Source organism: Iningainema tapete BLCC-T55 (assembly GCF_014698965.1).
In the GTDB taxonomy this organism is placed as follows: domain Bacteria; phylum Cyanobacteriota; class Cyanobacteriia; order Cyanobacteriales; family Nostocaceae; genus Iningainema; species Iningainema tapete.
The window spans coordinates 163,728-179,129 of sequence record NZ_JACXAE010000110.1 but is presented as its reverse complement, the minus strand read 5'-3'; the positions used below and the strand labels follow the sequence as shown (position 1 = coordinate 179,129).

The 15,402-nt window shown below is 41.3% G+C and carries 7 protein-coding genes; 1 reads left to right on the top strand and 6 read right to left on the bottom strand.

Going from position 1 to position 15,402, the window contains the following annotated elements:
* Positions 1-23: 23 nt before the first annotated feature.
* The gene (locus ICL16_RS36880; RefSeq protein ID WP_190836667.1) at positions 24-194 is read right to left on the bottom strand and encodes a chlorophyll a/b-binding protein; all 171 of its coding nucleotides are present in this window, start codon (positions 192-194) and stop codon (positions 24-26) included.
* Positions 195-455: 261 nt separating this feature from the next.
* On the opposite strand from ICL16_RS36880, the gene ald reads away from it, so the two are divergent.
* A complete protein-coding gene (ald, locus tag ICL16_RS36875; RefSeq protein WP_190836539.1) occupies positions 456-1,544 on the top strand; it encodes an alanine dehydrogenase in 1,089 nt (362 codons plus the stop codon).
* Positions 1,545-1,551: 7 nt separating this feature from the next.
* On the opposite strand, the gene ICL16_RS36870 is transcribed toward ald, so the two are convergent.
* The 5 genes from ICL16_RS36870 to ICL16_RS36850 form a co-directional block, all read right to left on the bottom strand.
* Complete coding sequence (locus tag ICL16_RS36870) at positions 1,552-3,363, bottom strand: hybrid sensor histidine kinase/response regulator (RefSeq protein WP_190836538.1); 1,812 nt, start codon at positions 3,361-3,363, stop codon at positions 1,552-1,554.
* A gap of 162 nt (positions 3,364-3,525) precedes the next feature.
* Positions 3,526-4,116 carry a chemotaxis protein CheB gene (locus ICL16_RS36865; protein ID WP_190836537.1) on the bottom strand — a complete coding sequence of 197 codons (591 nt, stop codon included), beginning with the start codon at positions 4,114-4,116 and terminating at the stop codon, positions 3,526-3,528.
* Between the two features lie 46 nt (positions 4,117-4,162).
* Positions 4,163-4,987, bottom strand: a complete 825-nt coding sequence (locus tag ICL16_RS36860) for a CheR family methyltransferase (protein WP_190836536.1) — start codon at positions 4,985-4,987, stop codon at positions 4,163-4,165.
* Positions 4,988-5,216: 229 nt separating this feature from the next.
* Complete coding sequence (locus ICL16_RS36855) at positions 5,217-8,864, bottom strand: response regulator (RefSeq protein ID WP_190836535.1); 3,648 nt, start codon at positions 8,862-8,864, stop codon at positions 5,217-5,219.
* An 11-nt stretch (positions 8,865-8,875) separates the two neighbouring features.
* On the bottom strand, positions 8,876-15,205 hold the full coding sequence (locus ICL16_RS36850) for a HAMP domain-containing protein (RefSeq protein WP_190836534.1): 6,330 nt from the start codon (positions 15,203-15,205) through the stop codon (positions 8,876-8,878).
* Positions 15,206-15,402 lie beyond the last annotated feature (197 nt).

Here is a 15,402-nt window from a genome sequence, read left to right as displayed (position 1 = left end):
CGGTTTTCCACACCAATAGGCAATTATCTTAAACCGAGCCAGGATAATACTCCTTTGTCGGTGACGTATTCAATTATCACCATCAGGACAAAGCCTATCATAGCGGCTCGACCATTTAAACGCTCAGCATATTCATTAAATCCAAACTTTGGTTCCTCTAGTTTAGGGCTAACAGTTGGCTGTGGTTGTGTCATCATTAGGAAAACCTCTTTTTAGAACTGGGTACTGGGTACTGAGGCGCGAATATTCTTTTCATCCCCAATCCCCAATCCCTTTTACAGATTTTTATAATTCTTAATATATTGTATGAGTACTGTGGCAATCGTCAAGCCTCAAAGTTAAATTAGAGAAACACGGATCAGAGAAAATTCGGGTAAATTCGTAGTTTCTGATTCAAAAAAACCGGGAATAGACTGACAAACTAAAGCTAAACAAAAATTAATTAGAGGAAGTAAATGGAAATAGGTGTTCCTAAGGAAACGAAGGATCAGGAGTTTCGAGTCGGGTTAAGTCCTTCTAGTGTCAGGGTGCTAAGTGAAAATGGTCATGCCATATTTGTACAAAATGCTGCAGGTAATGGTGCGGGATTTACAGATGATGACTATGTAAATGCTGGTGCTTCTATCGTCGCTACACCTTCGGAGGCTTGGAGTAGGGATTTAGTTGTTAAAGTCAAAGAACCTTTAGAGCAGGAGTATAAGTTTTTACAAAAGGGTCAGTTATTGTTTACTTATCTGCATCTAGCTGCAGATAGAAAATTGACGGAGAATTTGATAGATTGTGGTGTAACAGCGATCGCCTACGAAACTGTAGAGCAACCGGGCAGTAATAAATTACCCCTACTCACCCCCATGAGTATAATTGCTGGTCGCTTAGCAGTTCAATTTGGCGCAAGATTTCTGGAAAGTCAACAAGGTGGTAGAGGAGTACTCTTAGGTGGTGTTCCTGGGGTTAAACCTGGTAGAGTAGCGATTGTCGGTGGTGGTGTGGTTGGCACAGAAGCCGCAAAAATAGCCGTAGGAATGGGTGCTACAGTACAAATATTAGATGTTAACGTTGAGCGTTTATCATATCTAGAAACCCTATTTGGCTCTAGAGTAGAACTACTATATAGTAACTCTACCCAGATTGAAACCGCTGTGAAAGAAGCTGATTTAGTCATTGGCGCTGTTTTAGTACCGGGGCGTAGAGCACCGATTCTTGTCTCACGGGATTTAGTTAAACAAATGCGTCGTGGTTCTGTAATTGTCGATGTTGCTGTTGACCAAGGTGGTTGTGTAGAAACCTTACACACTACATCCCACACTAATCCAGTATACGTTGAAGAAGGTGTACTGCATTATGGAGTTCCGAATATGCCTGGGGCAGTACCTTGGACTTCAACCCAAGCACTGAACAACAGTACACTACCCTATGTGCTACAATTATCCAACTTAGGTATTCAAGCACTTCAAGAGAACCAAGCATTAGCTAAGGGAGTGAATGTACAAAATCATCGCTTAGTTCATCCGGCTGTGCTTTCGTGTTTTCCTGACTTAGCGTAGTAGTAAGTTATTTGGCTGTATCAGTATCGTCATCCATCACTCGCACACGCAAACTATCAATCAAATGACTAGGTAATGACGAAGAAGCGGAGGCTGGGGAGGATAAATAAGAAACATTCATAGATTCCCCCACTCCCTTACTCCCATTCTTGAAAAACCCTTTTCCCCCTGCTTGTGTAAGTGGTAGATTGACGGTAAAAGTTGCTCCTTTTCCAACACCCGGACTTTCGGCATAAACGCTACCGTGATGCATTTCTACCAAATAACGTACAATGGCTAGTCCTATACCTAACCCACCTTGGTTTCTCGTAATACTACCATCTGCTTGACGAAAGCGGTCAAATACATGGGGAAGAAAATCAGGGCTAATGCCAGTACCTGTATCAATTACTTTAAATTGAGCATAGGGAATCGGAAATTGTGGTTTTTCCTGATTGCCTTTGTTTGATTTTTCATCTTCAGTTATTGCTTCTAATCGCACTTCTATTCTGCCCCCACTTGGTGTAAACTTGACAGCGTTACTAAGTAGATTCCAAATAATTTGCTGTAGACGGTTGGGATCTGCTAGAACGTGAAAGGGAGTTTGTGAGTTTGTGAGTTTGTGAGTTTGTGAGTTTGTGAGTGGGGGAGTAACTGTATACTCAAGTTGAAGATTTTTCGCTTCTGCTTCTAAACGTATAGAATTGATAACTGTGGAAATTGTTGATTCTAAGCTAATTGGGCAGAGATTTATTTGTAATTTGCCCCGCATAATCCGCGAGACATCTAAAATATCTTCGATTAGTTGCGCTTGCAAAGTGGCGTTACGTTCGATGGTTTCTAGAGCGCGAGCAATCGCTACTTCATCTAATTTACGCTGGCGTAATAGTCTAGCCCAACCTAGTATTGATGTTAAAGGTGTGCGGAGTTCGTGAGAAAGGGTTGCTAAGAACTCGTCTTTCAGGCGGTTGGCTGTCTCTGCCTCTTGTCTTGCTGTTTGCTCACGAATTAACTTAATGTGTTCTTCTTCTGCTTTTTTACGCTCTGTGATATCTTCAAGCGTAGCAACATAGCCGATGACTTGATTGTCTTCTACGCGCATGGGTGATGAAGAAAAGTACACCCAACGCTCGATTCCGGCGGTGGTGAAGATGCGAAACTCACTTCTGTACTCCTGTGCTTGTGTTAATGCTACCTTCCATTGAGCGATCGCTTGTTCTGAGTCTTCTGGATGAATTCTGCTTACCCAACCATCGCCTAAAGTTTCCTCTTGCGTCATTCCCGTGATGGCAAGTAGGCGGGGGTTAACATAAGTACATTTACCTTCTGTATCTGTCAGAAAAATACCCACAGGCGAACAAGCACTCAAAGAGCGAAACATCTCTTCTCGTTTTCTGAGTTCCGTATTCATCGCTGCTAGTTGTGCTGCTTGTCGCTTCACCTCAGCTGTTTTTTGGAACAAATCAACAAATGCTGCTACCTTGGATTTCAATATTTCTGGTTCAAGTGGTTTGAATAAATAATCTACCGCACCAATTGAGTAACCTTTATACACCATATTATCGCTCGTGTTAAAGGCCGTAAGGAATATAATTGGCGTATGACGCGATCGCTCTCTTTGTCGAATTAGCGTCGCTGTTTCAAACCCATCCATATCTGGCATCTGCACATCGAGCAGAATCACTGCAAAGTCAAGAGATAGCAAACGTCGCAGCGCCTCTGCACCTGATGTAGCTCTGACTAAATTTTGCCCCAGGCTATCTAAAATCGCCTCTAGAGCCAGCAAGTTTTCTGAATGGTCATCTACCAGTAGAACATTAACTTTAGGTTGAAATGACATTTGTTCTCTATGCTATCAGGAATACATTAAGGCGTTTTAACGTCTATATGATTGACTTTGACGCTTAAAGTTGACATATTCCCACTATCTTAAGTTATAAATTTCCGTACTGCGAAGATTTCATAGTTCTTAGCTTTATCTATATGAAGACTTAGCTAAGAATTATTCACTCTGAAAATCACAAATTTTTACCAAGAACCGGGCAATTTCCGTCAATGGGAGAATTTTCTCAGCGACACCAGCTACGATAGCTGCTTGGGGCATAATTGAACATGCTGCTGTTGAAGGCTCCTCCACCACTGTTTTACCACCTTTGGCTTTGATTTTCGCCAGTCCTTGAACACCATCATGATTAGCGCCTGTCAATAGTACACCAATCACTTTTTTGCCATAAGCGTCTGCCGCTGTTTCAAATAGTACATCAATTGACGGACGTGCATAAGTAACTGGATCATCTATGGATAAAGCAAAGTGAGGGTTTTGTGTTTTATTGTCACTTTCTATCAATAAATGATAATCAGCAGGAGCTATGTACACGTATCCAGGCAAAATATCTTCTTTGTCTTGCGCCTCTTTAATGTGTAACTTACTATATAGTTGTAACAAGACTATTAAGGACTCATCAGAACTTTTATGACGGTGGAGAACAACAGCTACAGGAGTTAGGAAAGACGCTGGTAAACTCTTAAGCAAGACTTGAACAGCGTTTAAACCTCCTAAAGATGTACCGATCACAATTAGTTTGAATGTCATTTACTCCTGTCTCCTGTACAGACGCTCCGCCGGAGCGTCTGTACTGTTAATGAATTCGGCGATAAAGTTTTTGACTACTGTCTAATTCCTCAAAGTCTTTTTCGTGAGGCGTAAACCTAAGTGTTTCTTGACGCCCCAAACCTAAAACGCCAAACCTCACCAGACTTTCATAAAATAAATTATGTACTTGCTTTTGTAAAGTTTTGTTAAAGTAAATTAAAACATTGCGACATAAAATAATATTAAATTCATTAAAAGAGCTATCTGTGGCTAGATTATGCTGCGAAAATATAATATTTTCCTTTAGGGAAGAAGAAAATATTGCGTGTTCGTATGCTGCTGTATAGTATTCTGAAAAAGATTTTTTCCCACCTGCTAAGATATAATTGTGCGTATATTCTTGCATTAGTTTTAGGGAAAAAATACCTGCTTTAGCTTTTCTTAATACCAGATCGTTAATATCAGTAGCATATAAACGGGTACGGTGATAAAGTCCTTCTTCTTGAAGGATAATAGCCATTGAATAAACTTCTTCCCCTGTAGAACATCCAGCGTGCCAAATCCGAATGAAAGGATAAGTGCGTAATATAGGTATAACTTTATTTCTAAATGTTAAAAAAAAGTGAGGATCGCGAAACATAGTAGTAACATTAACAGAGAGATTATATAAGAACCTCTCCATACATTCGGAGTCGTGGAGAATTTTTTCTTGCAATCCTGATACACTAGTTAAACCTTCTAAGCGAACTATATTCCAAATTCGGCGTTTGAGTGAAGCCAAGGCATAATTTCTGAAGTCAAAACCATAGTAACGATATATGCCTTCGAGGAGCAATTGAATTTCAATATCTTCAAGTTGCTCTCTATCCATAAGTTTGTAAGTTGCTGTTGATTGTATCATAATATAGTTGAGGCAGCAGCCCACAATAGTGTTGTTGACAAAATATCGTTAATTTAGAAACGTTACATGTAACGTTTCTATAGAGATGATGGTGCGTTAGTAATTCACCCTACTATTTTTTATAAGGTATAGGTGTCAAAACTCGCATCCATCCGAATACTATAAAAAACGTTGATTACCCCTATCTTAAGACAGAAAACTAACGGTAGAGCCAAACACGTAACAAAGAAAGTAACTGATCGTTATCTACAGGTTTGGTAATATAGTCAGAAGCGCCTGCTTCAATACACTTTTCTCTGTCACCTTGCATTGCCTTAGCTGTAAGTGCAATAATGGGTAGAGATTTAAACTGTGGAGTTTGGCGGATGCGGCGTGTTGTTTCATAGCCGTCCATTTCGGGCATCATCACATCCATTAAAATTAGATTAATATCTGGTGTGGAATGTAAAACGTCAATTCCGTCTTTACCGTTTTCAGCATACATCACCTGGATTTGATAACGCTCAAGTATACTGGTAAGAGCAAATATATTGCGTACATCATCATCGACAATTAACACCTTTTTGCCTGCTAGTGTAGGATCACAGGAATGTAATTGTTCGAGCATTTGTCGTTTAGGCGCAGGTAAATTAGCTTGCACGCGGTGCAAGAATAGGGCAGTTTCGTTGAGGAGACGCTCAGGCGATCGCACATCCTTAACTATAACTGTTTCTGCTATGCGCTGTAATCGAGTGTCTTCTACTCTCGTAAGTTCTCGCGCAGTGTAAACTATAATTGGTAGTGTTTCACCATGTGGTAGTTGCTTGATTTGTTCGATTAGTTCAAACCCGTTCATATCAGGTAGACCTAAATCGAGTACCATGCAATCAAACTGTTGGTGATTAATAGCTTCTAGCGCCTGTTTGCCAGTACCAACAGCAGTTGTCGCCACATCATTGTTGCCAATTAATTCTATAATACTGAGGCGTTGAGTAGCATCGTCTTCTACCACCAACAAGTTTTTCACTCTACGCTCAACAAAACCTTTAATTTTAGTTAATGCTTGGTGCAACGCTTCACTACTCACAGGTTTTTGCAAATAAGCGATTGCTCCTTGCTGCAATCCACGTTGTCGTCCCTCTTCAACTGACATAATATGTACTGGGATATGACGGGTACTCAAATCATGTTTGAGACGATCCAAAACCATCCAACCATTCATTCCTGGTAGGTGAATGTCTAGTAAAATGGCTGAAGGCTGAAATTCCTGTGCCAGCGCTAAACCCGTACTGCCATCGTGAGCCACTATACCTTTAAATCCCTGCTGCCGCACCATATCCAAAAGGATATTAGCAAACTTAGTGTCATCTTCCACAATTAAAAGTAGGCGATCGCCTTGTTGAAGATTACCCCTATCGTCAAGTATCTGAGTGGGGGAGAAAGGGAGTGTCTGAGTGGGGGAGAAAGGGAGTGTCTGAGAATTTGATATCATCTCCCCGACTTCTCTACCCCCCTGCTCCCCGACTTCTCTACCCCCCTGCTCCCCGACTGTTTGTAGCGGTAAATATAGAGTAAACGTACTACCAGAGCCTACTTGACTAACTAGTTGAATTTCACCACCTAATAAACGAGTAATTTCACGGCTAATTGATAAACCTAGCCCTGTGCCACCGTACTTGCGACTAGTGCTGCCATCTGCTTGTTGAAACGCCTCAAAAATAATCTTTTGTTTTTCAACGGCAATGCCAATACCTGTATCGCTGACAGTGAAGCTGATTACAGTTGGAGCGCGATGCAAAGTTTCGTTATTAGCACTCCATCCAGAGGTTGCCACCTCGACACGTAGTCTTACCTCTCCGCGCTCTGTAAACTTAAACGCATTGGAGAGGAGATTTTTTAACACTTGTTGTAGACGTTTAGTATCGGTGTAAATATAAGTAGGTAAATTTGGAGCCAATTCAATTTTGAAAGCCAGCCCTTTCTCGTAGGCAACTTGTTGAAATATCCGCTCTAAATTTTCACAAAATTCTTGCAAAATTATTTTATTTATGTCTACAGACATGGTTCCAGATTCAATTTTTGCCAAATCCAAAATGTCATTAATTAATGTCAACAAATCGTTACCTGCTGCGAAAATAGTGCGGCTATACTCGACTTGTTTATCTGTCAGATTTTTATCGTGATTATCTGATAGTAACCTAGCTAAAATCAACAAGCTGTTGAGTGGAGTTCGTAACTCATGAGACATGTTAGCAAGAAACTCAGACTTGTATTTTGACGACAATTCTAGTTGCTCTGCTTTCTCTTGCAAAGATTTTCTTGCTTGTTCCACTTGCTGATTTTTTAGCTCAACTTCTTTATTTTGTAAAGATAATAACTCTGCCTTTTCTTCTAATTCGGCGTTTAATTGCTGTAATTCTTCGTTCGACTGTTGCAATTCCTGCTGCTGCTGTTTCAAAACTTCTTCAGATGCTTGTAATTCTTGCGCTTGTTGTGCTAATAATTCATTACTTTGCTTGAGTTCTTCTTGTTGAACTTGTAGCTGTTGCGTTAATTCTTGAGACTGTTCAAGTAATTTTTGAGTGCGAATATCAGAAGCTATCGCACTTAAAATTGCGCCAAAAGTGTCAGTTACTTGCTCTAGAAAAGTCAGATGAATCTCTTTAAAGCGTTGAAAAGAAGCTAACTCAATTACTGCGATTACCTGATTTTCAAACATTACAGGTAACACGATAATATTCAGAGGCGTGGCTTCGCCTAAACCAGAACTAATCTTGATATAATCACTTGGTACATCTGTCAATAAAATTTTTTGTTTTTCTAAAGCACATTGCCCTACCAATCCTTCACCTAAACGGAATCTATTAGACAAGTGCTTGCGTTCTTGATAAGCGTAGCTACCTAAAAGTTTTAAAATTGGCTGCTCATCAACATCCATTATGTAGAAAGTGCCTTGTTGTGCGCCAACTAAAGGAGCAATTTCACTGAGAATTAGGCTAGCAACAGTTTCTAGACTTCTCTGATTTTGCAAGAGTTGGCTAAAATGAGCTAAGTTTGATTTTAGCCAACTTTGTTCATCATTTCTCACAGTTGTCTCACGCAAATTAGCAATCAATTCATTAAAAGTTCGCGCTAACATCCCAATTTCGTCGCGGCGGTTGCGCTCCGACACATTTACAGATAAATTACCTTTTGCCAGCTTTTCAGTTGCTTCAGAAATTTCTCGGAGAGGTTGAGAGATATTTTTACTTAGATAAATCCCAATCAAAGTTAAGAATAAAAAAGCTATGCTAACACCATAAATAATAGTATTAATAGCTTGTTCAGTTGCTACTTGACTTTGCTGGGAACGTAATGTTAATAGGTTTACTTCATTGGTTTCCATTTCGGTAGTTATGCGACGAATTTCATTCATCAATTTTCTACCTTCATCCGTCAGCACAAGTTGCCTTGCCGCTGCAAATCCTTGACTCTGCCGCACGGAAATTCTTTGTTTAATTAAATCTAATCTTTGATAAATTATTGGTTCTAAATTAGAGATTCTCTGCTGTTGATTAGGGTTATCTAAGGTTAATTTTCGCAGGTTTTCTAGGCGGTTTTTAATATTAGGAAGTGCTTGGTTGTAAGGTTCTAAAGAAAATTGTTCTCCTGTAACTATATATCCACGTTGTCCGATTTCTATTTCTTGTAAATCAGATGTTAAATTATCCAACTCATTAAGCACTTCATAGGTATGAGCTTGCCAACGAGAATTGGCGATTAAGTTGTTTGTGGTGCGGTATGAAATTATTCCCAGAGCAGTAATAATCGATAACCCCAGTATAAAGCTTGTGCCTATTTTAGTGCTTAATTTTAAATTGTTGAACATTAATATCAACCTTATCGGTAGAGCCAGACACGCAACAGTGAAAGTAACTGTTCAGTATCCACGGGTTTAGTAATGTAGTCAGAAGCACCAGCATCAATGCACTTTTCTCTGTCGCCTTGCATTGCCTTAGCGGTGAGTGCAATTACGGGCAGAGATTTATATTCAGGGTGTTGGCGGATGCGGCGTGTGGTTTCGTAGCCATCCATTTCTGGCATCATTACATCCATCAGCACTACGTTAATATCTGGTGTGGAATGCAAAACTTCAATGCCATCTCTACCATTTTCGGCATAAACAACTTGCATCTGATAGCGCTCAAGCATACTAGTAAGAGCAAAGATGTTGCGCACATCGTCATCTACAATCAGCACTTTTTTGCCCACTAGTATAGGATCATTTGATTGTATTTGTTCAAGTATTTCACGTTGGGGTGTAGGTAAATTATCTTGAACACGATGCAAGAATAAAGCTGTTTCATCCAGGAGACGTTCAGGCGATCGCACATCTTTAACTATAACTGTCTCTGCCATGCGTCGCAATTCAACTTCTTGTCCCTTGCTAATTTCCCTACCTGTGTAGACAATAATGGGTAGTGCTTCACCATTAGGTAACTGCTTAATTTGTTCGATTAGTTCCAACCCGTTCATATCGGGTAGACCTAAATCGATTACCATACAATCATACGACTGCTGACGAATGGCTTCTAGCGCCTGAGTACCAGTACCCACAGCAGTAGTGGCAACATCACTATTACCAATCAATTCCACAATGCTTTGTCGTTGAGTAGTATCGTCTTCCACTATCAACAAACTTTTCACCCTGCGCTCAACAAAACCTTTAATTTTCGTCAATGCTTGATGCAAAGCTTCACTGCTCACAGGTTTTTGTAAATAAGCGATTGCTCCTTGGCGTAATCCCCGTTGTTTTCCTTCTTCAACAGTCATGATATGCACTGGAATATGACGGGTATTGGGGTGATGCTTGAGGCGATCGAGTACTGTCCAACCATCCAATCCAGGTAAGCCGATATCCAATATAATAGCAGAAGGCTGAAATTCCCGTGCCATTGCCAAACCTACACTACCACTTTGAGCAATAATCCCCTTAAATCCATGCTGCCGCGCCATATCTAAAAGAATACGCGCAAACTTAGTGTCATCTTCCACAATTAAAAGTACACGATCGGACGGTTGAATATCACCCCTGTCATCAATTTCCGGTAGAGACGCTCCGCTGGAGCGTCTGTACTCCCCGTTAGGTATTGTCAACGATGGAGATGATTGAGATACAGAATTAGGATGTAAATTTGTTACCCCTATCACTGTAGGTAAATATAAAGTAAACGTACTACCTTCACCAATTTTGCTCATCAGTTGAATTTCGCCACCCAGCAAACGGCTAATTTCACGACTAATTGACAAACCTAAACCTGTACCACCATATCTGCGGCTGGTAGTACCATCTGCCTGTTGAAAAGCCTCAAAAATAATCTTTTGCTTATCGGGGGCAATGCCAATACCTGTATCAATGACTGTGAAAGCGATTACAGTAGAGGCACTATTTAAAGTTTCATTGTCAAGACTCCATCCAGAAGTTACTAACTCAATGCGCAGGCGTATCTCTCCACGCTCTGTAAATTTAAATGCATTAGAGAGCAAGTTTTTCAAGACTTGCTTTAAGCGTTTGCTATCAGTGTAAATTGATCTTGGTAACTGAGAAGTTAATTCAATTGTGAAAGAAAGCCCTTTTTCATAGGCAATTTGTCTAAAAGTAGACTCAAGGTGTTCGCTCAATTCAGAAAACAGCATCTGCTCCATGTCAATTGTCATGGTACCAGATTCAATTTTTGCCAAATCCAAAATGTCATTAATTAATGCCAATAAGTCATTGCCAGCCGAGTAAATTGTTCTGCTGTATTCAACTTGTTTTAGTGTCAGATTTCCATCTACATTATCTGTAAGTAACTTTGCCAAAATCAATAAGCTGTTGAGTGGAGTGCGCAACTCATGAGACATGTTGGCAAGAAACTCAGACTTATACTTAGATGATAAAGCTAATTGGGCGGCTTTTTCTTCTAGCGATCGCCTTGCTTGTTCTATTTCCTGATTTTTGCGTTCGACTTCTTGGTTTTGTACCGCCAACAACTCAGCTTTTTCTTCTAATTCAACGTTGGTTTGTTGTAACTCTTCTTGCTGCTTCTTCAATAAATCTTCTGATGATTTGAGAGTTTGCGCTTGTTGCTCCAGACGCTTATTACTTTCCCTGAGTTCATTTTGCTGACTTTGTAACTCTTCCGCCAAAGACTGCGACTGCTTGAGTAACTCTTCTGTACGCATACTAGCAGCGATGGTATTCAAGACAATCGCGATACTTTCAGTAAGTTGATCGAAGAATGTCAAATGAATATCGTTAAAACGTCTAAATGAAGCTAGTTCAATCACTGCCGTTACTTGTCCTTCAAACAGAACAGGTAAAACCACAGCGTTGAGTGGGCTAGCTTCACCCAAGCCAGAATTAATTTTAATATAATCTGACGGTACTTCCGACAGCAAAATCCGTTCTTTTTCCAAAGCGCATTGCCCTACTAAACCTTCACCCAAGTAGAAGCGGTTGGCTAAATGTTTGCGCTCACGGTAAGCATAGCTACTAATTAACTTGAGATACTGTGCCTCCGCACTTTCCATAATGTAGAAAACACCTTGTGAAGCTCCCACCAACGGTGCTAACTCTGAGAGAATTAGTTTAGACACAGTTTCTAAGTCACGTTGACCTTGAAGCATCCGGGTAAATTTAGCCAAGTTAGTTTTTAACCAGTCTTGCTCATTATTTTTCTGGGTTGTTTCCCGCAGATTGGCAATCATTTGGTTGATGTTATCCTTCAGGATAGCCACCTCACCCAAAGCTTCAACCGCAATTGAGCGTGTTAAGTCACCCTTAGTAACAGCAGTTGCTACTTCTGCGATCGCACGTAACTGAGTAGTAAGTGTAGCAGCAAGTTCATTCACATTATCAGTCAAATCCTTCCAAGTACCAGCCGCCCCAGGAACTTTCGCTTGCCCGCCCAACTTCCCTTCAATCCCCACCTCACGCGCCACCGTCGTTACCTGATTAGCGAAGGTGGCTAACGTATCAATCATTTCATTAATCGTTTCTGCCAAAGTTTCAATTTCCCCCTTGGCATCCAACATCAACTTCCGCTTCAAATCACCATTCGCAACTGCCGTCACTACCTTCGCAATCCCGCGCACTTGTGCCGTCAAGTTACCTGCCATCGAATTCACATTATCAGTCAAATCTTTCCAAGTACCAGCCACACCCTGAACTTGTGCTTGTCCACCTAGTTTACCCTCAGTTCCCACCTCCCGCGCTACCCTAGTTACTTCCGATGCAAAAGAACTTAACTGATCCACCATTGTATTAATGGTATTCTTCACATCAAGAATTTCGCCCTTCACATCCACAGTAATCTTCTTCGACAAATCACCATTCGCCACAGCCTTTGTCACTTCCGCAATATTGCGTACCTGTGCCGTTAGGTTACCTGCCATCAAATTCACATTATCAGTTAAATCCTTCCAAGTACCACCCACACCTCGAACATAAGCTTGTACACCCAGTTTACCTTCAGTTCCCACCTCACGGGCTACCCTAGTTACTTCAGAAGCAAAGGAATTGAGTTGATCTACCATTGTATTAATAGTATTCTTCAACTCCAAAATTTCGCCCTTCACATCCACAGTAATCTTCTTTGACAAATCACCCGTTGCCACCGCCGTGGTAACTTCAGCAATGTTGCGTACTTGGGCAGTTAAAGAACCCGCCATGAAATTCACACTATCAGTCAAATCCTTCCAAGTACCCGCAACTCCAGGAACTTCTGCTTGTACACCCAGTTTACCTTCAGTTCCCACCTCACGGGCTACTCGTGTTACTTCCGATGCAAAGGAGTTGAGTTGATCTACCATTGTATTAACAGTGTTCTTCAACTCTAAAATTTCGCCTTTCACATCCACAGTAATCTTCTTCGACAAATCACCATTTGCCACCGCTGTGGTAACTGTAGCAATATTACGTACTTGGGTAGTTAAAGAACCCGCCATGAAATTCACATTATCCGTCAAATCTTTCCAAGTACCCGCAACTCCTTTCACATCTGCTTGTACACCCAGCTTACCTTCAGAACCCACTTCACGCGCTACCCTTGTGACTTCATTCGCAAAGGAATTAAGTTGAACCACCATTGTATTAATAGTGTTTTTCAACTCCAAAATTTCACCTTTGACATCAACAGTAATTTTCTTCGACAAATCACCATTTGCCACCGCCGTCGTCACTGCCGCAATATTACGAACTTGGGCAGTTAACGAACCCGCCATGAAATTCACATTATCTGTCAAATCCTTCCAAGTACCGGCAACACCAGGAACTTCTGCTTGTACACCAAGCTTACCTTCTGCCCCCACCTCACGGGCTACCCTTGTTACTTCCGATGCAAAAGAGTTGAGTTGATCTACCATTGTATTAATAGTGTTCTTCAACTCTAGAATTTCACCTTTCACATTCACAGTGATTTTCTTCGACAAATCACCTGTTGCCACCGCCGTGGTTACTTCGGCAATGTTACGTACCTGGGCAGTCAAAGAACCCGCCATGAAGTTCACACTGTCAGTCAAATCCTTCCAAGTACCTGCAACACCTTGTACTTCTGCTTGCCCACCCAGTTTTCCTTCTGCGCCCACTTCACGAGCTACCCGCGTTACTTCCGATGCAAAGGAGTTGAGTTGATCCACCATAATATTCACAGTGTTTTTCAACTCTAAAATTTCCCCCTTCACATCCACAGTGATTTTCTTCGACAAATCACCATTCGCCACCGCTGTGGTTACTTCAGCAATATTACGCAGTTGGGCAGTCAAATTTCCTGCCATCAAATTAACGTTGTCAGTTAAATCTTTCCAAGTACCAGCAACACCCCGCACTTCTGCTTGTACACCGAGCTTACCTTCTGTTCCTACTTCACGGGCTACCCGTGTTACTTCCGATGCAAAGGAGTTAAGTTGATCCACCATTGTATTAATAGTGTTCTTCAACTCTAAAATTTCCCCTTTCACATCCACAGTGATTTTCTTCGACAAATCACCTGTTGCTACTGCCGTTGTCACTTCAGCAATGTTGCGTACCTGAGCAGTTAACGAACCTGCCATGAAATTCACACTGTCAGTCAAATCCTTCCAAGTACCTGCAACGCCTTGCACTTCTGCTTGCCCACCCAGTTTTCCTTCTGCGCCCACTTCACGAGCTACCCGCGTTACTTCCGAGGCAAAGGAGTTGAGTTGATCTACCATGATATTCACGGTGTTTTTCAACTCTTGAATTTCGCCATTGACATCAACAGTAATTTTCTTCGACAAATCACCTGTTGCTACTGCTGTGGTTACTTCAGCGATATTACGCAGTTGTGCCGTCAAATTTCCTGCCATCATATTGACAGATTCTGTTAAGTCTCGCCAAGTACCAGCAACACCCCGCACTTCTGCTTGTACACCCAACTTACCTTCTGTTCCCACTTCACGGGCTACCCGTGTTACTTCCGAGGCAAAGGAGTTAAGTTGATCCACCATTGTATTAATAGTGTTCTTCAACTCCAAAATTTCCCCTTTCACATCAACGGTAATTTTCTTCGACAAGTCTCCATTTGCTACTGCTGTGGTAACTTCAGCAATGTTACGTACCTGAGCCGTCAAAGAACCCGCCATTAAGTTAAAACTGTCAGTCAAATCCTTCCAAGTACCTGCAACTCCAGGCACTTCTGCTTGTACACCGAGCTTACCTTCTGTTCCCACTTCCCGCGCCACTCTTGTGACTTCACCAGCAAAGGAGTTAAGTTGACCTACCATAGTATTCACCATTTCGGCAGTTTGGAGAAACTCTCCTTTGAGGGGTCTGCCTTCGATTTCTGGTGCTATGGTTTGAGATAAGTCACCATTTGCTACAGCTCTAATCACACGCGCTGTTTCTGCTGTAGGTTGGACTAAATCTGTAATTAGAGTATTGACAGATTTTACACAATCTGCCCAGGAGCCGCGAACATTTCCCAAAGTTGCCCGTTCGGTTATGTTACCTTCTTTGCCAACTACGTTACTAATTCGCTGTAATTCTGCTGTCAGCCGCTCGTTTTGTTCAATGATATCATTAAGCGTGTCAGCAATTTTTCCCGCCATGCCTGTACGATCTATTGGCATTCGGGCAGAAAAGTCTCCTTTCTTGACTGCGAAGAGCGTTTTTAGTAGTTGTGTTAAATCTAAGTTGTCGCTTTCTCTGGTTAACTGTTCGGTGGGCATGATTGGTGGAGTTTAAATTTATACTTTATGTCTGGTGCTACCGCTTGCTTAACTTTGCGCTCGCGCTTTTCTCGCCTTCGTGTATATTCGTAGATGAGCGATCGCCAACTCTATTCTTCTCTAGCAGCCGATCATGTGTAAACTATAACGAATTTCTCTCATAACGACAAATTTATATATGTAAATCTATCATAAGA